The organism is Serratia sp. GW822-FHT06E05, assembly GCF_058799445.1.
Genome location: NZ_JBXALM010000001.1, coordinates 429,051 through 446,773 on the forward strand (window position 1 = coordinate 429,051; position 17,723 = coordinate 446,773).

At 54.8% G+C, this 17,723-nt stretch carries 18 protein-coding genes; 9 read left to right on the plus strand and 9 right to left on the minus strand.

The window, feature by feature from the left end; genetic code table 11:
- Window positions 1-34 precede the first annotated feature (34 nt).
- Complete coding sequence (locus AC1RKC_RS01900) at window positions 35-883, minus strand: GNAT family N-acetyltransferase (RefSeq protein WP_493092193.1); 849 nt, start codon at window positions 881-883, stop codon at window positions 35-37.
- 264 nt (window positions 884-1,147) lie between these two features.
- On the opposite strand from AC1RKC_RS01900, the gene AC1RKC_RS01905 reads away from it, so the two are divergent.
- Window positions 1,148-2,344, plus strand: coding sequence for a multidrug efflux MFS transporter (locus AC1RKC_RS01905; RefSeq protein WP_122079281.1), 1,197 nt, complete (start codon window positions 1,148-1,150; stop codon window positions 2,342-2,344).
- 31 nt (window positions 2,345-2,375) lie between these two features.
- On the opposite strand, the gene AC1RKC_RS01910 is transcribed toward AC1RKC_RS01905, so the two are convergent.
- From AC1RKC_RS01910 to AC1RKC_RS01925, 4 genes are all read right to left on the minus strand, one after another.
- Window positions 2,376-2,864, minus strand: coding sequence for a nuclear transport factor 2 family protein (locus AC1RKC_RS01910; protein ID WP_020826819.1), 489 nt, complete (start codon window positions 2,862-2,864; stop codon window positions 2,376-2,378).
- Window positions 2,865-2,874: 10 nt separating this feature from the next.
- Window positions 2,875-3,324, minus strand: coding sequence for a MoaF-related domain-containing protein (locus tag AC1RKC_RS01915; RefSeq protein ID WP_020826818.1), 450 nt, complete (start codon window positions 3,322-3,324; stop codon window positions 2,875-2,877).
- Window positions 3,325-3,643: 319 nt separating this feature from the next.
- Window positions 3,644-4,081 (minus strand): VOC family protein, encoded by a 438-nt coding sequence (locus tag AC1RKC_RS01920; protein ID WP_493092192.1) that lies wholly within the window; start codon window positions 4,079-4,081, stop codon window positions 3,644-3,646.
- Window positions 4,082-4,098: 17 nt separating this feature from the next.
- On the minus strand, window positions 4,099-4,968 hold the full coding sequence (locus AC1RKC_RS01925; RefSeq protein ID WP_020826816.1) for a helix-turn-helix domain-containing protein: 870 nt from the start codon (window positions 4,966-4,968) through the stop codon (window positions 4,099-4,101).
- 177 nt (window positions 4,969-5,145) lie between these two features.
- Between AC1RKC_RS01925 and AC1RKC_RS01930 the strand changes: the two genes are divergently transcribed.
- From AC1RKC_RS01930 to AC1RKC_RS01945, 4 genes are all read left to right on the plus strand, one after another.
- Window positions 5,146-6,051: a DMT family transporter gene (locus tag AC1RKC_RS01930; RefSeq protein ID WP_020826815.1), complete on the plus strand. Its 906-nt coding sequence runs from the start codon at window positions 5,146-5,148 to the stop codon at window positions 6,049-6,051.
- Between the two features lie 217 nt (window positions 6,052-6,268).
- The gene (locus AC1RKC_RS01935; protein ID WP_130015709.1) at window positions 6,269-7,564 is read left to right on the plus strand and encodes a cytochrome c; all 1,296 of its coding nucleotides are present in this window, start codon (window positions 6,269-6,271) and stop codon (window positions 7,562-7,564) included.
- Window positions 7,561-8,091, plus strand: a complete 531-nt coding sequence (locus tag AC1RKC_RS01940; protein WP_410529401.1) for a sugar dehydrogenase complex small subunit — start codon at window positions 7,561-7,563, stop codon at window positions 8,089-8,091. The genes AC1RKC_RS01935 and AC1RKC_RS01940 overlap by 4 nt, the downstream gene beginning before the upstream one ends.
- Before the next feature lie 19 nt (window positions 8,092-8,110).
- Window positions 8,111-9,715, plus strand: coding sequence for a GMC family oxidoreductase (locus AC1RKC_RS01945; RefSeq protein WP_174574187.1), 1,605 nt, complete (start codon window positions 8,111-8,113; stop codon window positions 9,713-9,715).
- Window positions 9,716-9,800: 85 nt separating this feature from the next.
- On the opposite strand, the gene AC1RKC_RS01950 is transcribed toward AC1RKC_RS01945, so the two are convergent.
- Window positions 9,801-10,841, minus strand: coding sequence for a LacI family DNA-binding transcriptional regulator (locus AC1RKC_RS01950; RefSeq protein WP_262255417.1), 1,041 nt, complete (start codon window positions 10,839-10,841; stop codon window positions 9,801-9,803).
- Between the two features lie 161 nt (window positions 10,842-11,002).
- Here AC1RKC_RS01950 and AC1RKC_RS01955 point away from each other — a divergent pair, with 161 nt between their 5' ends.
- The 3 genes from AC1RKC_RS01955 to AC1RKC_RS01965 all read left to right on the plus strand — a co-directional run bounded on the left by AC1RKC_RS01955 (window position 11,003) and on the right by AC1RKC_RS01965 (window position 14,074).
- Complete coding sequence (locus tag AC1RKC_RS01955) at window positions 11,003-11,833, plus strand: SDR family oxidoreductase (protein WP_493092191.1); 831 nt, start codon at window positions 11,003-11,005, stop codon at window positions 11,831-11,833.
- On the plus strand, window positions 11,826-12,983 hold the full coding sequence (locus tag AC1RKC_RS01960) for a phytanoyl-CoA dioxygenase family protein (RefSeq protein ID WP_493092190.1): 1,158 nt from the start codon (window positions 11,826-11,828) through the stop codon (window positions 12,981-12,983). The genes AC1RKC_RS01955 and AC1RKC_RS01960 overlap by 8 nt, the downstream gene beginning before the upstream one ends.
- Before the next feature lie 83 nt (window positions 12,984-13,066).
- Window positions 13,067-14,074: an alpha/beta fold hydrolase gene (locus AC1RKC_RS01965; RefSeq protein WP_142815234.1), complete on the plus strand. Its 1,008-nt coding sequence runs from the start codon at window positions 13,067-13,069 to the stop codon at window positions 14,072-14,074.
- Window positions 14,075-14,131: 57 nt separating this feature from the next.
- Here the strand turns inward: AC1RKC_RS01965 and AC1RKC_RS01970 are convergent, their stop codons facing one another.
- Window positions 14,132-15,742, minus strand: a complete 1,611-nt coding sequence (locus AC1RKC_RS01970; protein WP_493092189.1) for a serralysin family metalloprotease — start codon at window positions 15,740-15,742, stop codon at window positions 14,132-14,134.
- A gap of 418 nt (window positions 15,743-16,160) precedes the next feature.
- Here AC1RKC_RS01970 and AC1RKC_RS01975 point away from each other — a divergent pair, with 418 nt between their 5' ends.
- On the plus strand, window positions 16,161-16,520 hold the full coding sequence (locus tag AC1RKC_RS01975) for an AprI/Inh family metalloprotease inhibitor (RefSeq protein ID WP_048759042.1): 360 nt from the start codon (window positions 16,161-16,163) through the stop codon (window positions 16,518-16,520).
- 38 nt (window positions 16,521-16,558) lie between these two features.
- Here AC1RKC_RS01975 and AC1RKC_RS01980 read toward each other — a convergent pair whose 3' ends face one another.
- Together AC1RKC_RS01980 and AC1RKC_RS01985 are read right to left on the minus strand one after the other, a co-directional pair.
- The gene (locus AC1RKC_RS01980) at window positions 16,559-17,080 is read right to left on the minus strand and encodes a chromate transporter (protein ID WP_020826805.1); all 522 of its coding nucleotides are present in this window, start codon (window positions 17,078-17,080) and stop codon (window positions 16,559-16,561) included.
- The gene (locus AC1RKC_RS01985; RefSeq protein WP_493092188.1) at window positions 17,077-17,649 is read right to left on the minus strand and encodes a chromate transporter; all 573 of its coding nucleotides are present in this window, start codon (window positions 17,647-17,649) and stop codon (window positions 17,077-17,079) included. The genes AC1RKC_RS01980 and AC1RKC_RS01985 overlap by 4 nt, the downstream gene beginning before the upstream one ends.
- Window positions 17,650-17,723: the final 74 nt, after the last annotated feature.

The following is a 17,723-nucleotide window of genomic DNA, read 5'->3' on the forward strand; positions in this document are numbered from 1 at the left end:
GGCGATGCACCACCCTGAACCCTTAATTTCAATTTTATGACCAGGCTTGCGAAACCAGTGAAAATGTCAGTGCAACGTCGCAATCCGGTCTATGGGGCACGCCACGCACCATAATGGTCGGCGTATCGACGCAGGGTAAACCGCGCTCGGCCAGCCAAGGGCTGAGGCCGCTGGCCAGGGGAGTATCCACCCGCACAAACTCGCCCTGACAAGGCAGGCATAAGGCGTCAACCATGGCAATGGCCCCCGTTAGCTCAGGCGCAACCACCGGGCCGATCATGTTGCCGTGACCAAAACGACGGCGGAAGGCAAATCCGACGGCAATCCCCTGCTGCTCCAGCACCAAAGCCTGTTCGGCGCTTGCCAACATTGCGGCCAACAGGGGTTGGCGGCTGAGGCCGCTGGCGGCCAAATCCAGCTCAACCAGGGTGGCAAGATCCTGCGGCAAGGCCGGCCGTAAACTTGCCCCCTTGGGCAAAGGTGCGGTATGGCCTGCCGGCATCTCCCGGCATTGGTGCTGCGCCAGTAATCCCTGATCGATAAACCCCAATTTTTGGTACAGCGGTTTGCCTTGATCGGTCGCTACCAGATGAAGCTGATAGTCGGGCAAAGGCGCTATCATCTGCTGTAACATGGCTCTGGCGATACCTTGCCCACGACATTGCTCTGCAACAATCACCAACCCTAGCGTGGCCCGTTGGTCGCCCCATAGCCAGCGCAGGGCGCAGCCAACCACGTCTCCCTCGACTTCAGCGATCACCCCGCCACCCAATGACCACGCTTGCTGCCAATCTTCCAGCCGATGCGGCCACTGTATTTTTTGCGACAGTAGATGTGCGGGCGCAACATCGGCCGCCCCCATCTCTCGCAGCGTAAACGTCATTTCCCGCGTCTCCTGAACAATGCTGATTCCTTGCTATAGCACCATGACGGCATCGCCGATGGCAACCGGCAATCTTGCGTTACCGGTGATCATTTTACAGTAGCATTACGGCGCCATAGCGCGGGATATTGCCGTTACAGAGCCATCCGCCAACCGGCAGGTTTTACTTTTGTTCACTTATTTCATCCGGCATGCCCTGGTAACCGGTGTTATTATTATCTTGCTCAATAATTCCCTCCTAATTCAAAGTGGTACGACAAGCTGATGGAAGCGTGGAAACTCAATCTGATTTCGGTCTGGCTCGGCTGTTTCTTCACCGGGCTGGCAATGAGCCAAATCCTCCCTTTTCTGCCGCTGTACGTCGAACAGCTCGGCGTCAGCGGTCACCAGTCGCTCAGCATTTGGTCGGGCCTGGTGTTCAGCGGCACTTTTTTGGTGTCTGCACTGGTGTCGCCGCTGTGGGGCAGTCTGGCGGACCGCAAAGGCCGCAAGCTGATGCTGTTGCGCGCCTCGCTGGGCATGGCTATTGTCATTGCACTGCAGGGCATGGTCACTAACGTTTATCAGCTGTTTGCGCTGCGTGCGTTGATGGGCCTGACCTCCGGCTATATCCCCAATGCAATGGCGCTGGTTGCCTCGCAGGTGCCGCGCGATAAAAGCGGTTGGGCGCTGGGCACCTTGTCCACCGGTCAAATTTCCGGAGTGATCGCCGGCCCGCTGCTCGGCGGACTGATGGCGGACCACTTGGGGTTGCGCGTGGTGTTTTTCGTTACCGCTGGGCTGATGTTCGTCAGCTTTTTGATTACCTTGTTCCTGATAAAAGAGCGGCGTATCGAGGTAAAAAAAGCCGACCGATTGAGCGGCAAGGCCGTTTTCCAGTCGCTGCCCTATCCTGCGCTGATTGTAACGCTGTTTATCAGCACCCTGATGATCCAACTTGCCAACTCCTCCATCAGCCCGATACTGACGCTGTTTATTAAAGAGTTGTCAGGTGATAGCGGTAATATCGCCTTTATTAGCGGCATGATTGCCGCCGTGCCTGGGGTGGCGGCGTTGATTTCCGCACCACGCCTCGGCCGGCTGGGCGATCGTATTGGCACCGCACGCATTCTGCTGGCGGCGCTGGGGCTAACCACCCTGCTGTTCGCCATCATGGCCTGGGTGGAAACACCGCTCCAGTTGGGGATCCTGCGTTTTCTGCTGGGCTTTGCCGACGGTGCCCTGATGCCTGCGGTACAGACGCTGTTGTTGAAGTACTCTTCCGATCAGGTCACCGGCCGTATCTTCGGCTATAACCAGTCGTTTATGTATCTTGGCAACGTGGTCGGTCCGTTGATTGGTTCTGGGGTTTCGGCGCTGCTGGGGTTCCGCTGGGTGTTTGCCGTCACGGCGGTGTTGGTGCTGCTCAATTGCTTACAGGTACGCAGGCAGTTCAAACAGGTCGAGAATGGGCGCAGATGAGTAACAGGGCCGCCGGAGCGGCCCTGTAGCGTTAGAACATGGTGTTGTCGTTGGCCGATTTCTCCGGCACTTCCTGATTGACGTCCCAGTGTTCGGTGATTTTTCCCTGATTGTTCACCCGATAAATATCCACGCTGGCGGTACCGCGGTCTTGTGGATTGTTTTTATACAATACGTGGACATACACCAGGTCGCCGCTCACTGCACTGCGGTATATTTTCGCGCTGAACTGTGGATTATCTTTAAAATTCTGGCTGAAGAAATCCAGGAACGGTTTAATGCCATCGCCAACAAACGGATTATGTTGCTTGTAGTTTTCCACTATCAGCCGCTGCGCCACGCTGATATCATGCTTATTAAAGAAACCGGCGTACAGATCTTCCACTACCTTTAATTTCTTTTGATCCTGAATGTTTTTATTTCCAGCGACTTTATGAGGCTCGCTGTTTTTAACCGCCAATGCAGGGTAATTGGCCAGCATACTGCCGACGATAACCAAAGGGATAAATACCTTTTTCATTGTAGCTCCTTTATTTTCCTGAGTGACCTATGATTTTCAATTGCCCTTTCAGATGGGTGAAAGTCCCATCCTTACTGGCGATATTGGTGTAGACCTCACCCCGCTGAAAATCCTCGACATGAGTGACATTATCGCCGGACTTGGGTTCGCTCCAGTAAACCATGTAGACCTTGGGACGTATCTCAACCGCCGTATACTGAACGGTGTCGGTAACGCCCTGAGAGGCCGCGCCAACCCCCGTAAAAGTCATGGTTTTGTCGTCGGTGAAATCCAGTTTGAAGGCAAAATCGCCGAAAGTAACCTGCACAACTTTTCCGGCCGCGATAAACGACGGCTGCGTTTGCTGGGCCGTAACATCCTTATTTGGCATATTGATATTCTCCGCCATTGCCGTAGGTAATATCATCGTCATTCCCAGGGATATTAATGTTGTCATCCCTACCCTTGCTAATTTGCCCATAGTTCCCTCTTCCTTTCCTTGGTTGAAAACGAGAATCATTATTATTTTAGCGATGGGTGTGGAATATAAGAATTATCTCTATTTAATTTTCCTTAGCGTGTAATTATGAGCACCCTAATTTTATTTAGGCCTCTAAAGAAAGGAAATAACGATCTATGGATGATGTTTTTATCTAACTGACAGGAATAACTATCACCAATCAAATGAAGAGCTCGAGAACAATAGATTTATCGGTTAGGGTTTTGAATAAGCTAATAATAAATTTTTCTAAAAAACGATATATCCCCCACCAGCGGCGAGGGAATTAGACCAGTGAAAATCAATCACGCAACCAAGGGGTAAAGGTAACGCCAATCAATAGCCCTTCAGGGCTGAGCAACCGTGTGACACTCTGGCCCCAAGGCTCTTCGCAATTGGCAACCAGCAGACGGTAGCCACGGTCAATCAACCCCTGAGTTGCCAGCGCCATATCAGCGACGTCAAATTCCATCCAGGCTTGCGGCACCGGCAGGTCTGTCGGCCATTGATCGCTGCCAAAACACGACTGCGCGGCCTGCGCCAGCGGCCAGAGAGCAAAGTGCTTCACGCCTTCCAGCGCGCCGTGCTCGCTCAGCAGATAATCGGCATTGCCTTCCATCGGCTTCAACGGCAGCCCCAGGGCATCGACGTAAAATGCCTTGCTGTGCTCTGTTTGTTGGGTAATAGGCCCAAATCCGGCGACAAACAACACGCCCAGTCCTGCGAACTGCTGTTCCATGTTCTCTCCTGTTGAGGTTAACGCCCCTGACGCCGCTGCGTTGGGGAACATCCATAGGCCACTTTGAAGCGATTGCTGAAATGACTGGCTGAGCTGAAACCGCACTCCAGCGCTATCTGCGTCAGCGGCAACTGACTGTGGCAAAGCAACTGCTCTGCCTGCTGTAGCCGTGCGCGCATGACAAACTGATGCGGCGCCAGACCGGTGTCATGTTTGAACATACGGGCGAAGTGGAACTCGCTCAGCCCCGCCTGCGCGGCCAAATCGGCCAATACCAGCGGCAGATCCAGATGCTGCTCGATATACTCTTTCACCCGTTTGGCAACGGCCGGGGCCAGACCGCCACGGACCTGCGGCAGCGTCCATTGCAGTTCACTGTAGCGCTGAACCAGACAGGTCATCAGCAGCGTTGTGGCACTGCTGAGGGACAGCTGATTGGCCCGTTCCTGCCAGTTGCAACTGAGTAGAAACTGGCGATACAGCAAGGTGATTTGCGGGTCTTCGGCAAACGCGTTGGGCACCAGATTTATCGACGCAGGGCTGCGATCCCAGATTTGTTCCGCCACCTGACGCAGGTGCTTATCGGTACAGTAAAGGTGGACGAAAGACAGATCGCTGCGCACGTCCCAGGTGGACTCATACTGGCGCGGCATAATGCAGAAACGGTCAGGTCCGCCGCCGTTTCTCCACCCTCCGGGCACTTTTTGATAGCACTCGTAACCGTCGGCGACGTACAGGCTCAGAGTATGGTGCTCCGCGCTTTCCTGGGTAATACGGTCGTCACAGTTGGACCAGGCGGCCAGCTCCACGCCGCAGCTTAATCGCACACTGTCGTGCAACTGCGCTTTATGTTCCCGCAGCGTTTCAAACGCCTTGTATCTGGACATTACCGACCCCGCTTTGCTCAATCTTTCCAGTTTAGAGAGTGGCGCGGTGCCATACCAGCCATCAGCACGCGCTTTTGACAAAAAAAGCGCAAGAATATGCAATTGCTCGCAAAGCGCTGAAAGCGCGGCGCCGTGCAGCGGCGGATACTGAGCCTACCCATTTTGCCGGAGTTAATTATGAACGTGCTGTTGTACCTTGCCGTGGTGCTGATTTGGGGCACCACCTGGATTGCCATTACCCTGCAGCAGGAAGGCCCGGTGGCCATTCCCGTTTCCATCAGTTACCGTTTTGTGGTTTCCGCAGTAGTGATGCTCGTCATTCTTTTATTGGCACGACGCCTGCGCCGTATCGCCCTGCGCGACCATCTGTTTTGCGTCCTGCAAGGCTGCTGCGTTTTCGGTTTTAACTTCTACTGTTTTTACCATGCCGCAGCCTACATCAGCAGCGGGCTGGAATCGGTGATTTTCTCGATGGCAGTGCTGTTCAATGCCGTTAACGGCATTATTTTCTTTCGCCAGCGCCCTAGCCCCAATCTGTTACCGGCAGCGGTGCTGGGCCTGACCGGGATCGTCGCCCTGTTCTGGCAAGATCTGGTGGCAACGCAAATGGCGCCGGACCTGTTGAAAGGCATCGGGCTGAGCGCTCTTGGCACCTACGGCTTCTCTTTGGGGAATATGATCAGCTCCCGCCACCAGCGGCATGGGCTGGACATTCTTTCCACCAATACCTATGCCATGAGCTACGGCGCAATCCTGATGGCGCTGATTGCGTTGGCCCAGGGCGCCTCATTCCAGATTGAGTTCAGCACCCGTTACATCGGCTCGTTGCTGTATCTGGCGATTTTCGGCTCGGTGATTGCCTTTGCGGCCTATTTCAGCCTGCTGGGGCGGATCGGCGCCGGGGCGGCTGCCTACAGCACCCTGCTGTTTCCTCTGGTGGCACTGACCATTTCAACCCTGTATGAAGGCTATCAGTGGCACACCAATGCGGTGATAGGCCTGTGCCTGATCCTGCTTGGCAATCTGGTGATGTTTGCCAAACCGGGCCGGTTTGCTGGGTTATGGCGGCGCCCGGTGGCATAAACATACGTCAAAAGCGCCTGAACCCAAGGCGCTTTATCCCAAAACTCCCCAATCTGACTCCGCCATTTACATCCCACTAAAAATTAACAATTAATGCTGAACGACAGACATAACCGTTGACATTAGCGGCTGCAGATCAATACATTGAATACTAAACCGTTACAGTATTTTTTGTATCTTAACGCTATATATCACCATTTTGGTTTGGAAAACAAAGATGAGTAATAAAAAAACTCATTGGAGTATAAAGAGGCTGACCCGTTTCCTGGTCGTCGTGATGCCTTTATATTCTTCATTGAGTTACGCGCAAACTGCTGACGCAGAGAGTGATTTTGCACAGCACAAAGGCCGATATTTAGCCATTGCTTCAGACTGTGTGGCCTGCCATACCGCGTCGGGTGGCAAGCCTTTTAGCGGGGGGTTGGCTATGCCATTGCCCATGGGCAATATTTACTCCACCAACATCACGCCAGATAAAACCTACGGCATTGGCGAATATACATTGGAAGATTTTAAGAAGGTATTACGGGAAGGGATTAGACGTGATGGTTCAAATCTTTATCCGGCAATGCCATTCCCCTCTTACACCAAGTTAACGGACGAAGACATTGCCAACCTGTATGCCTATTTTATGCATGGCGTTGAGCCTGTTAACCAACCGAATAAAAAGCCTGACTTCTCTTGGCCCCTTACCCTGCGCTGGCCGCTGATGGCCTGGAATACTCTATTTCTGGAGAAAGGGGCTTATCAATACAAATCAGACCGCAGCCCAGAGTGGAACCGTGGCGCTTATTTGGTGCAAGGCGCCGCACACTGCGGCTCTTGCCACACCCCCCGCGGATTGGGCATGCAAGAAAAAGCCTATGACGAAAGCCAGAAAGGCTTCCTGGCCGGCGCCAAGATTGGCGGCTGGGAGGCGTTTAACATCACCAGCGACAAAGCATCAGGTATCGGTAGCTGGACACAGCAAGAGATCGTTCAATATCTGAAAACAGGCAATGTCCCCTTTAAAGCTCAGGCAGCCGGTTCCATGGCGGAAGCCATTACCCACAGCTTCAGCAAAATGAATGATGCGGACCTGAACGCCATTGCAGGGTATTTGAAAGACATACAGGCCGTAGGTGATGAACAGACCCGACCGCGCTCATCTCAGGTGCAGCCGAGGCCGAACGACGAAATGCCGGGCGCCAACATTTATCTGAACAATTGTGCAAGCTGCCATGGCAGAGAAGGTGCCGGCACAACGGACGGTTATTACCCTTCAATGCTCGGCAACAGCGTGATCGGCGCGAACGACGCCAACAACCTGATTCAGGTCATTCTACACGGCGCCAACGTGAACAACGGTAAGGACCACTACTTTATGCCCGCGTTCTCAGATCAGTTGAGCAATCAACAAATCGCTCAACTGGCTGAATATCTGGTGGAAAGCTTCGGCGGACATGCACTCAACGTCACCCCCGATCAGGTTGAAAAACTGCGTGGTTCCAGCAATGAGGACGTCGTGCAATGAAAAAAGAGAGCAAAAGTAAAGCGAGCTACGGCTTTTCTCGTCGCCATCTGCTGAAAAGTACCCTCATCGCGGGGGCTGCCTTTCTGTCGGTCAATGCCGTTTCAACCCCGCTAAAACGGCTCGATGACAAACACACAGAGGGGCTTTTTAATCAGTTGGCTCAGTGGCTGACCCTCCGACAGAACCTCGATCCGGCATTTACCGCTGCCATGTATTCAACCATGGCGTCCCATACCGAGAAGTTTGGCGACAGGCTCGGCATGTTGGAAAAAAGGATAAGCGATAGTGGTGCCCCCGATGTGCAATCCTTTATTTCTGCCCTGCCCGCAGAGGATGAAAATCGGAAATTAGCACTGCTAATTATAGAGAGCTTTTATACCGGTAATGTAGGGCGTGGCCGCCAGGCCGTAGTAGTGAATTACGAGAAAGCCTTGATGTTCCAGGCAACGAGTGATGTGACCGTGATCCCTACCTATATTCGCGCGCGACCCAATTACTGGATAGCCACGCCAAATTTAGAAAATTGAAGATCATTAGTGAGCAAATATGGCCATTGAATATGATTGCGACATTATCGTCGTGGGTGCCGGTATTTTAGGCGGTGCTATTGCGAACAGCCTTGCCAGGCAAGGAAGATCCGTCATCATTTTAGAAGCGGGCCCCCGCGTTAAGCGTGCGGAAATCCTTGAAGCATTTCGCCAATATGGGAATAAATCAGATTATAACGGCCCTTACCCAGACCTGCCCTGGGCGCCCAAATCGGCGACCGGCAAGTATTCTGACGACTATATTGAGAGCGTGGGCAATATTACCCAAAAGCCTTCCTTCTTGCGTCTGGTTGGGGGAACCACCTGGCACTGGGGCGGGGCAACCTGGCGTAATCTGCCTGCAGACTTCAAATTAAAAACGCTCTATGGGCACGGTCGTGACTGGCCTATTGACTACGACACGCTGGAACCCTGGTACCAATTGGCCGAAGAAGAAATTGGCGTGAGCGGCTCCGATACCGATGACCAGCGTGGCCATGGTGAAGAACCCTATCCCCCACGCTCCAAACCTTATCCCATGGCGATGCAACCCTGGACCTATCTGACCCAGCAGGTAGCGGAAAAAGTCTCCAGTGCCCATCACCACTTCGTCGATGAACCCAATGCACGTGCGACCCGCCCCTATCAAGGGCGACCAATATGCGCGGGTAACAACAACTGTGCCCCTATCTGCCCGATCGGTGCGCAGTTCTCTGGCGATAAGCCGGTCGTTTGGGCAGAGCATCGGGGGGCAAAGCTGCGGGTGAATGCGGTGGTTTACCGTATCGAAAAAGGCCCGGACAACAAAATCGTCGCCGTGCACTATAAGAATCCGCAGGGGGAAAGTACGCGCCTCACGGCTCGCTATTTCGTGCTGGCTGCCCATGGAGTCGAAACACCGAAATTGATGCTGATGTCGGACATAGGCAACTCGTCGGATCAGGTCGGACGTAACATGATGGGTCATACTGGGCGGGCTATCGCCATGCTGGCGAAAGATCCCGTTTGGGCAGGTCGTGGTCCGACGCAGCAGGGAAGCATCAACACCTGGCGCGACACGCCGCTGCGACACCAGCATGCGGCAATCCGCCACTTTCTCGATAATACCGTCCCTAACGAGTTGATCACCAAGCGTTTGCTGGACCAGGGTATCGTCGGCCCTGAGCTGGATCGTCTTATTCGTCACAACAGCGCACGCTACCTGAAAATTGCGTCCTACGTCGAGGTATTACCCGATCCCGCGAACCGCGTCACTTTGAGCAATAAGCGCGATGCGCTTAATTTGCCGACGCCGCGTATCAATTACGACATCGCACATGAATACACCCTGAACGCCATGGGCCAACTTTATCAAGACTATGAGCAGTTCAAGGCGTTATTTGGCGCCACTGAAGTGCTAAATGACATCCAGGCATGGGTACCCAGTTCCCATATCATGGGCACCACTATTATGGGCAGTGATCCACGGGACTCGGTGGTCAACCACGAGTGCCGCTCCTTCGATCATGCCAATCTCTTTATCACCAGCACCAGCGTCCACCCCAGCTCTACCGTGGTGAATCCAACCTTAACCGGCTATGCCATTGCCCTGCGCGTTGCCGATATCATCAATAAAGAGATTTAATAACCTATTGCTGTTAAAAAGAGCCCGTCACCAGGCTGATTTCCCCCCTTCGCCACCGGTTCGCCGGTGGCAAAAACCTTCGGCGTTAAACACCGGCAGAGGGTTCGTCGACCATTGAAAGATTAAACGGCGTCACCACGCTAACCCTTGAAAAGGCATGCGTGATGATATTGCCGGGAACAAAGCCGTGGTATTGCAAAATGGCCTGGAAGGCATTGCGCGCGTCCCGTTGTAAATCGTGGTCGATCACCGCATCAATCCGCTCTTGTGCCAGCAGTTGGCGATTCTCCTGATCCAAATCGTGACCAATAAACGCCGCCAGCGGCCGCTGTTGCCGGCTGAACGCCTCAACAATCGCGGAGTTCCCGCCACCGACGCTGTAAACCGCGTGAATATCCGGATGACAGCGCAACGTTTCTGTCACTCGTGCCAGAGTCGGTGCATACACCCCCAGGCCGCCGCTAATGTCCACCACGCTCAGGTGCGGTGCCCTTTCCCGCAGCCATTGACGGAATCCACTCTCTCTTTCTTCTTCGCCGCGAAAACCCTGGCTGCTGATCACCACTGCCACCCGCTGCGGCTGGGGCGGTAACCAGCGTGCCATCAGATAAGCCGCTGTACGACCGGCGGCTCGGTTATCCATGCCGATATAGCTGATGCGCCGACTTTGTGGCAGATCGGTCACTATGGTCACCACCGGTATGCCCTGCTGCTGCAACAAACCGACGCTGTCATTGAGCAATTGCTCATCGCTCACCTTCAGGATCACCCCGTAGGAGCCCTGGCTACGGCAGCGCTCGAGCACCTGCTGCAATTCAGCGGTACCGATCTGTTCGAAAATATGAAAGCGCAGCGTAATGCGAAACGGCACAAAAGCACTCAACTGGCTACACAGTGCATCCGTAACCAACTGACTGAAACGCTGCGGCGTGTGCATCACCACGTCAATCGGCAGCGTACGGCCGCTGGCCAGGCCGCTGCGCTGCTGATTTTCCAAATCCTGCAACGCCTGCTCAATACGCCGCAAGGTTTGTTGATGCACCTTGCCCCGCTGATGCAGCGCGCGATCGACCGTTGCCTTGCTGACGCCCGCCTGCGCGGCAATTTGCTTGATAGAGAATTTCATGACGCCACCAAATTGAGGTCTTTTTGAGGTTTCAGTGAGGTTTTGTTAACAAAATGTAGATGCTAGGGTTAGCAATAGCAAGATGAAGATAAAAACAACCGATTGATTTTCAATATCAAAAATTATCTGAGGCTGATGCAATGCACGAGAATGTAAACACTATGTTTTCCGGAAACTATTACGTGGTGACGGGAGCAACCCAGGGGCTAGGCGCTGCGGTGGCACAACTGCTGGCCGAGCGCGGAGCCGCCGGGCTGATGCTTTGCGGCCGCAATCAGAAAGCGGGGGCCGCCCAGGCAGAGAAGTTACGCGCTACCGGCTGCGATGCCCGATTCGTCACCGCTGACATTGCCGATCCGGCAGCCTGCCGCAACGTCATTGCCGAAGCGGAAAACGCTTTCGGTACCCTGCATGGGTTGGTTAACTGCGCCGGCATGTCCGACCGCGGTACCATAATCGACACCACGCCAGAGCTGTTTGACGCCATTTTCGCCGTCAATATTCGCGCGCCCTTCTTCCTGATGCAGGAAGCCATCAAAGTGATGATCAAGCATCAGGTTGCGGGTGCCATCGTTAACATCATTACCATTACTGCGCACGGGGGTCAGTCGTTTCTCGCGCCTTATGCCGCGTCAAAAGGCGCACTGATCACCCTGACCAAAAACGTCGCCTTCAGCGCCATGCGCAACCGAATCCGGGTAAACGGCCTGAATATCGGCTGGATGGACACGCCACATGAGCATGAAATTCAGCGCCAGTATCACGACGCCGATGAGAATTGGTTAGCGCAGGCGGAACGGCAACAGCCGTTTGGGCGCTTGTTGAAACCACGGGAAGTGGCGCGTGCGGTGGCGTTCTTGCTGTCTGAGGAGTCCGGAATGATGACCGGCGCGGTTGTCGACTTCGATCAGGGGGTGATTGGCTGCGGCGATGGCGGCTCACCTAAACCGGACCACCCGCTGAGCCTGAACTCGGGAGCACATCATGACTGAAACTCTTTTTTTACAGCCTGACCGGCTTTCGGTTGATGACTTTGGCCAGACATGTGAGCAGTCGCTCACATTGAGTGACTATCCACTGGCGGCCGACGCGCAAAAAAACGTGCTGATTTATCACGCCGCCACGTTGATTGAGCGTGCGCAAACCGATAAAACCTCGGTATTGAGTGAGCTGCACCGGGCGCTTTCCACCGGCCCCGGCGTGCTGGTGATTAAAAATACCTATCCCGACAAGAGCATCATAGAGCGCCATAACCGGGTTTTCGAAGCCATTTTCCAGGAGGAGGCCGCCAGAGGGAACGCAGGCGATCACTTCTCTGCCGCCGGCAATAACGGCCGCATCTGGAATTCGCTGCAAAAGGCCGCCCAGCACGATCCCGATGCTTTTATTGATTACTACGCCAACCCTGTGCTGGCGTTGGTCAGCGAAGCCTGGCTCGGCCTCTGGTATCAAATGACGGCGCAGGTCAACGTAGTGCGCCCTGGGGGCAAAGCACAGCAACCGCACCGTGACTACCATCTGGGCTTTCAGGAAAATCAGGACGTACAACGTTTTCCGTTGCCGTTGCAACTGCTGTCCCAGTATCTGACGCTGCAAGGTGCGGTGGCGCATTCTGCGATGCCGCTGGAGTCCGGCCCAACCCAATTACTGCCGTTCTCACACCAGTATCCCGGCGGGTACCTGGCCTGGCGACGTCCGGAGTTTATCGACTATTTCCAGCAACATGCCGTACAGCTGCCGCTGGAGCTGGGAGACACGCTGTTCTTTAACCCGGCGCTGTTCCATGCTGCGGGCAACAATGTCACCCGCGACCATGTGCGCATCGCCAATCTGTTGCAGGTCTCATCGGCATTCGGCAAGCCGATGGAAACCGTGAACCGCTTGCGCCTGCTGCAGCAGATCTATCCGGCGTTGCTGCGACGCTATCAAGCAGGAGAACTGCTGGGTGCGGAGTTGGCGGCGACCGTCGCGGCGGCGGCAGACGGCTACTCTTTCCCCACCAATCTGGACAGCGATCCGCCGCTGGCCGGACTGGCTCCGCAGACCCAGCAGCAGTTGCTGATGCAGGCGCTGCAGGCGGATTGGGCCCCCGCGCATTTCAACCAGCAGCTTGAGCGCCAACAACAGTTGCGCAGCGCCTAGCGTTTCATGCCTCCTTTTCATCAGGGAGGCATGGTCTTTACGGCTATACTCAGACTCTTGCCGATTTTCATAAGGACATCAGGATGCTGAGATTGACCCGTCGAGTCGCGCTAGCCGCTGCGCTGGCCGCCTTTTCTGCCAGCGTGGCTGCCGAAACACCCAAATACGGTCAGGAGCTACAGGGCTTTCACTACCCTTACCCGCTGCAACAATTCAGCTTCAGCTCTCAGGGGCAGCAGTTAAGCATGGGCTATATGGACGTGCCGCCAGAGGGCGATGCCAACGGCCATACTGTGGTGCTGATGCACGGCAAAAACTTCTGCGCCGCCACCTGGCAAGACACCATCAAAGCGCTAAGCAAGGCCGGTTATCGGGTGATCGCGCCCGATCAAATCGGCTTTTGCAGCTCCACCAAACCGCAGCACTACCAATACAGCTTTCAGCAGTTGGCGAACAATACCCACGCGCTATTGAATAACCTGAAAATAGCTAAAGCGGTGATCGTCGGCCATTCTACCGGTGGCATGCTGGCAACCCGCTATAGCCTGATGTACCCGCAGGCGGTGGAACGGCTGGTGATGGTCAATCCGATTGGGCTGGAAGACTGGAAAGCCAAAGGCGTGCCGTGGCGCAGCGTCGATCGGTGGTTCGAGCGTGAATTGAAAACCTCCGCTGCCGGTATTCGACAGTACGAACTGCAGACCTATTATGTTGGCCGCTGGAAGCCGGAATATGACCGCTGGGTCGATATGCTGGCCGGGCTGAACAATGGGCCTGGCCATCGTATGGTGGCCTGGAACTCGGCGCTGATTTACGACATGATTTTCACCCAGCCGGTGTTCTACGAGTTCAAGGATCTGCAAACGCCGACCACCTTGATGATTGGCACCGCCGACACCACCGCCATCGGCAGCGATATCGCTCCCCCCGCCGTCAAGGCTCAGCTCGGGCACTATAACCTGCTGGGGAAACAGGTGGCGAAAATGATCCCGCACGCCAACCTGATCGAATTCCCGGGCCTGGGGCATGCGCCGCAAATGGAAGAGCCCGAACGGTTCAATCAGGCGCTGATCAGGGCTCTGCGCCCTTAAAAACCGGAGATGGCAGCTTGAGAAAAAGGGCCCTCGGGCCCTTATCAAGCGCGGCACTCAGGCAAACAGAATATCGCTTTGCTCCACCTGGCCTACGACCTGGATTTTGAAATCCGCCGCATAGCTGTCGTTATGGGTATTCAGCAATAAATCGGTCGTGCCGTTAAAGGTATCGAAGTTAAGTTTGAACTCGCCTTTCTGTCCGCTGAAGCTGTCGGCACTGTCGATCAACCGCAGTTCACTCAGGCTGTTGTTGAAACGCAGCCCGGAAAGGTCGATTTTGTCGACGCCGTGCTCGAAATCCTCGATCACATCGAATGCCGTCGTGGTGGACTCATTAGCATTGAGGTAAACGAAATAATCGGCGAAGTTGTTGGCGTCTTTACCCCCCCACAGATGGTCCGCCCCCAACCCGCCATACAACATGTCCGAACCGGCATTGCCGGCCAGTAAATTGTCCTGTTCGTTGCCGATGAGCACATCACGACCACTGCCACCAATGGCGTTCTCGATCGCCGCATTATTGGCGATCGATACGTTCTGCGTGCCGCCGCCGACGCTGGAAAAGGCGCCGTCATTGAGATTAATCAGTTGCTGCTGGCTGTAGCCGGAAAAATCCAGCGTGTCGTTGCCGCCCGCGTCCCACACCGCAAAGTTCACCGGCTTGCCGTTATCCGCCGTTGCGGTCAGGAAGTCACGCCCGGTATTGGAATTAAACCCGTACACCGAATCCCCGGTGCGCGTTTCCATATTGGCACCGTAGAGTTTCTGCATCGCGGCGATGTCGTCAATCATCGGGCCATAACCGTTGACCCCTTTGGTATCGGAGCCGGTGTTATTGCCGCTGAAGTAGCTCATTATCGAATATTGTACCGAATCCTGATAATACACGGCGTCATCGATATAAGTGGGGTCCTTGTCGTCGGAAGCATCATAATCGCCAGGGTGCATCAAGCCCAATGCGTGGCCAATTTCATGGGTGAAGGTCTGGCTGCTGAAATCCCCTGGCACCGGCGCTTGATGAGTAAGAAAACCTTTATTAAACCAGACCGTACCGGCGTAGCTGTTATCATCCGCAGGATCAGAGGTGGCGGGATAGTAACCAAAGGCATTGTCATCCGCAGCGCTGCCATCGGCTTTCTGGGTGTAATAAGCGAAGGTGATGTCTGCCCGGTGGTTCAGATCCGTGGACTGCGCTTCGGTAAAGGTGACATTTGCCACGTCTGCCCAAGCCTGCATCGATTTTAACGCCTGGCTTTTAGCCGCTTCGGTCAACGGCTCCAGCCCTTTATTGGCGTTGTTACCCGTTCCGGTTCTGCCGATAACATCCAGCGCTTCCTGGGTCAGGAAGGAAAAGGTCAGATCTGCCGGTTGATGGAAAACGTTGTCGCCGTTGTGCGTATACCCGCTGCGAGTCAGCTGATCGGCAGCGCGCTCGGAGCTGTAGTTTTCGCGGGTCTTACCCCAGGTAGTCAGCGGGCCGGTACCTCGCTGGTTGCTGTAGAGATTGGCATTATCCAACGTCAGATAAGCGCCATAGCCCAGCCCATTGTAGATGCTGCCGGTTTGGTGATAGTAGAATTGATAGTTGGGATCGTGGGGGGATGTGGCCGCCAGGCCGGTAAACGCTTCGTCATCTTGCAAAATTTCATTGTGATTGCGGTTCATCGCATTCTCCTTTACACAATAGGAATTCAGTCAATTGGTGAGGCATTCAATCAAAATAACTAATGGGAACATTCCAGTTCCGCAATCCAGCATAGGGAATTAGTCTGACGGCGCAACCATACAACAGTGGAATAATAAGCAGGCATTTCAAATCAAATAAAATCATTAAAGCAATTAAAAACAAATAATTGAAAAATATAGACCACAATAACAAGAAGACTACTGGCTTTAATTGCTCGTCATTTATACTGCGGGCTATTCATTGATTCAGAATAAACGAGTATTAAAATCACTTATCCTTGGATCACCCAGCAACAAGGATCGTGCTATGGTATTAACGGATTTCAGTAAGGAGTGGCCGATGTCGAGATTTCTCTCTTTGCGCGCACTCAGGCGCGTTGCCCTGACAGGAGTTGTTATGAGCCTTATGTTAAGCAGCACTACCTTTGCCAGTTCACTGCCCCTGCTGGCCCCCTCTGCGCTGAAGGGGCACTGGCAGTTGAACGATGCCGAAGGCAAAGCCCCAGCCTGCAACGTTGAATTAAGCGATGAACTGATCGAAGGGACTAACGCCTACCGTTTCACCGCTTCAGAGCAGTGTCTGCAACCCTTGTCGCTCACCGAACTGCCGGTGGCCTGGCGTCCGACGCCGGACGGCATGACGCTGACCAATGCCGACGGCAGCATGGTAGCGTTTCTGGCGCTGACGGCCCCCAAACGCTATGAAGTGATGAACCATAACGGCAAGCCCCGCTTTTCGCTGACGCCGCGCCAGTAACTCACTCTGGCGGCAGCAGCCCCTGCCGCCAATATCGATTACGCCACCAACAGCCCCAGTATTGCCCCGCCCGCCAACACCCATAATGGGTGGATACGTTTGCTCATGCTCAGCACCGTTGCCAGCAGGATAATCATCGCCAACGGCCAATTCGGTGCGGAAGCTTCGGCAATCAGCACGCCACTGGCCGCCACCAAACCAACGGTCACCGGCACCAATCCACTTTGCACCCGACGCCGCCAGGGCTTGTCCTTGAAGCGTCGCCAGACGCCCATCACCAGCAGGGTAACAATCGACGACGGGCCGAACTTGGCGATGGAGGACACCAACAGCCCGGCCCACCCGGCCACGTGCCACCCCACCAGCGGCACAATCATCATATTCGGCCCCGGCGCGGCCTGCGCCATGGCGAACAGCGCACTGAACTCCTGCGCGCTCATCCATTGGTGAACCTCCACCACCTGACGCTGCATTTCCGGCAGAATGGTCATGCCGCCGCCAAAGGCCAGCAGTGACAGCTCGGTGAATATGATCGCCAGCGAGATCAATACCGCCATCATAAGCGATCCCTCCACCACATCAGCAGGATGCTCAACGGCGCCAATGTCAGCATGGTCGGCAGTAAGGGCAAACGCAGCCAGGCGATGGCGATCAGACACAGCGCCACAATGCCCAGTGCCAGCCATTTACCGCGCAGCGGCAGCAGCATCTTCACCCCGGTAGACAGCAACAAACCGGCCGCCGCGGCAGCCAGACCGGCAAATACGTGTTGTACATGCGCGTCATTTTGGAAGCGGGCATAAACCATACCCAAACCGACTACGATGGCCGTCGGTGCGCTGATCAGCCCCAGCAGGGCGCAAAAAGCCCCGCGCAGGCCGCGAAACTCCATGCCAACCGCTACCGAAAGGTTAATCACGTTGCCACCCGGCAAAAACTGGCACAGCCCCAGCAGCTCGGTAAACTGCTGACCACTGAGCCAGCGGCGATCTTCCACCAGCATATTGCGCGCCAACGGCAGTACGCCGCCAAAGCCAATCAGCCCGAGCATCAGAAAGCCCAAAAACAACTCGCCGTTGCCCGGCGGTGCTGCCTGCGGGTCATTTTTTACCGCATCAGATTCCGACATTGTCCGTTCCACATCGCTTATTTTGATGGCTGGTATGATGCGCGTCGCCATGCCATGATGTCTAATGCATTTCA

Bases quoted from the DNA above. Each gene is read 5' to 3' on its own strand.
- AC1RKC_RS01950 (WP_262255417.1), bottom strand. From the start codon at position 10,841: ATGAAATTCTCTATCAAGCAAATTGCCGCGCAGGCGGGCGTCAGCAAG.
- AC1RKC_RS01905 (WP_122079281.1), top strand. From the start codon at position 1,148: ATGGAAGCGTGGAAACTCAATCTGATTTCGGTCTGGCTCGGCTGTTTC.
- AC1RKC_RS01980 (WP_020826805.1), bottom strand. From the start codon at position 17,080: ATGATGGCGGTATTGATCTCGCTGGCGATCATATTCACCGAGCTGTCA.
- AC1RKC_RS01930 (WP_020826815.1), top strand. From the start codon at position 5,146: ATGAACGTGCTGTTGTACCTTGCCGTGGTGCTGATTTGGGGCACCACC.
- AC1RKC_RS01975 (WP_048759042.1), top strand. From the start codon at position 16,161: ATGAGCCTTATGTTAAGCAGCACTACCTTTGCCAGTTCACTGCCCCTG.
- AC1RKC_RS01955 (WP_493092191.1), top strand. From the start codon at position 11,003: ATGTTTTCCGGAAACTATTACGTGGTGACGGGAGCAACCCAGGGGCTA.
- AC1RKC_RS01945 (WP_174574187.1), top strand. From the start codon at position 8,111: ATGGCCATTGAATATGATTGCGACATTATCGTCGTGGGTGCCGGTATT.
- AC1RKC_RS01920 (WP_493092192.1), bottom strand. From the start codon at position 4,081: ATGGAACAGCAGTTCGCAGGACTGGGCGTGTTGTTTGTCGCCGGATTT.
- AC1RKC_RS01915 (WP_020826818.1), bottom strand. From the start codon at position 3,324: ATGGGCAAATTAGCAAGGGTAGGGATGACAACATTAATATCCCTGGGA.
- AC1RKC_RS01965 (WP_142815234.1), top strand. From the start codon at position 13,067: ATGCTGAGATTGACCCGTCGAGTCGCGCTAGCCGCTGCGCTGGCCGCC.
- AC1RKC_RS01935 (WP_130015709.1), top strand. From the start codon at position 6,269: ATGAGTAATAAAAAAACTCATTGGAGTATAAAGAGGCTGACCCGTTTC.
- AC1RKC_RS01925 (WP_020826816.1), bottom strand. From the start codon at position 4,968: ATGTCCAGATACAAGGCGTTTGAAACGCTGCGGGAACATAAAGCGCAG.
- AC1RKC_RS01970 (WP_493092189.1), bottom strand. From the start codon at position 15,742: ATGAACCGCAATCACAATGAAATTTTGCAAGATGACGAAGCGTTTACC.
- AC1RKC_RS01910 (WP_020826819.1), bottom strand. From the start codon at position 2,864: ATGAAAAAGGTATTTATCCCTTTGGTTATCGTCGGCAGTATGCTGGCC.
- AC1RKC_RS01940 (WP_410529401.1), top strand. From the start codon at position 7,561: ATGAAAAAAGAGAGCAAAAGTAAAGCGAGCTACGGCTTTTCTCGTCGC.
- AC1RKC_RS01900 (WP_493092193.1), bottom strand. From the start codon at position 883: ATGACGTTTACGCTGCGAGAGATGGGGGCGGCCGATGTTGCGCCCGCA.
- AC1RKC_RS01985 (WP_493092188.1), bottom strand. From the start codon at position 17,649: ATGTCGGAATCTGATGCGGTAAAAAATGACCCGCAGGCAGCACCGCCG.
- AC1RKC_RS01960 (WP_493092190.1), top strand. From the start codon at position 11,826: ATGACTGAAACTCTTTTTTTACAGCCTGACCGGCTTTCGGTTGATGAC.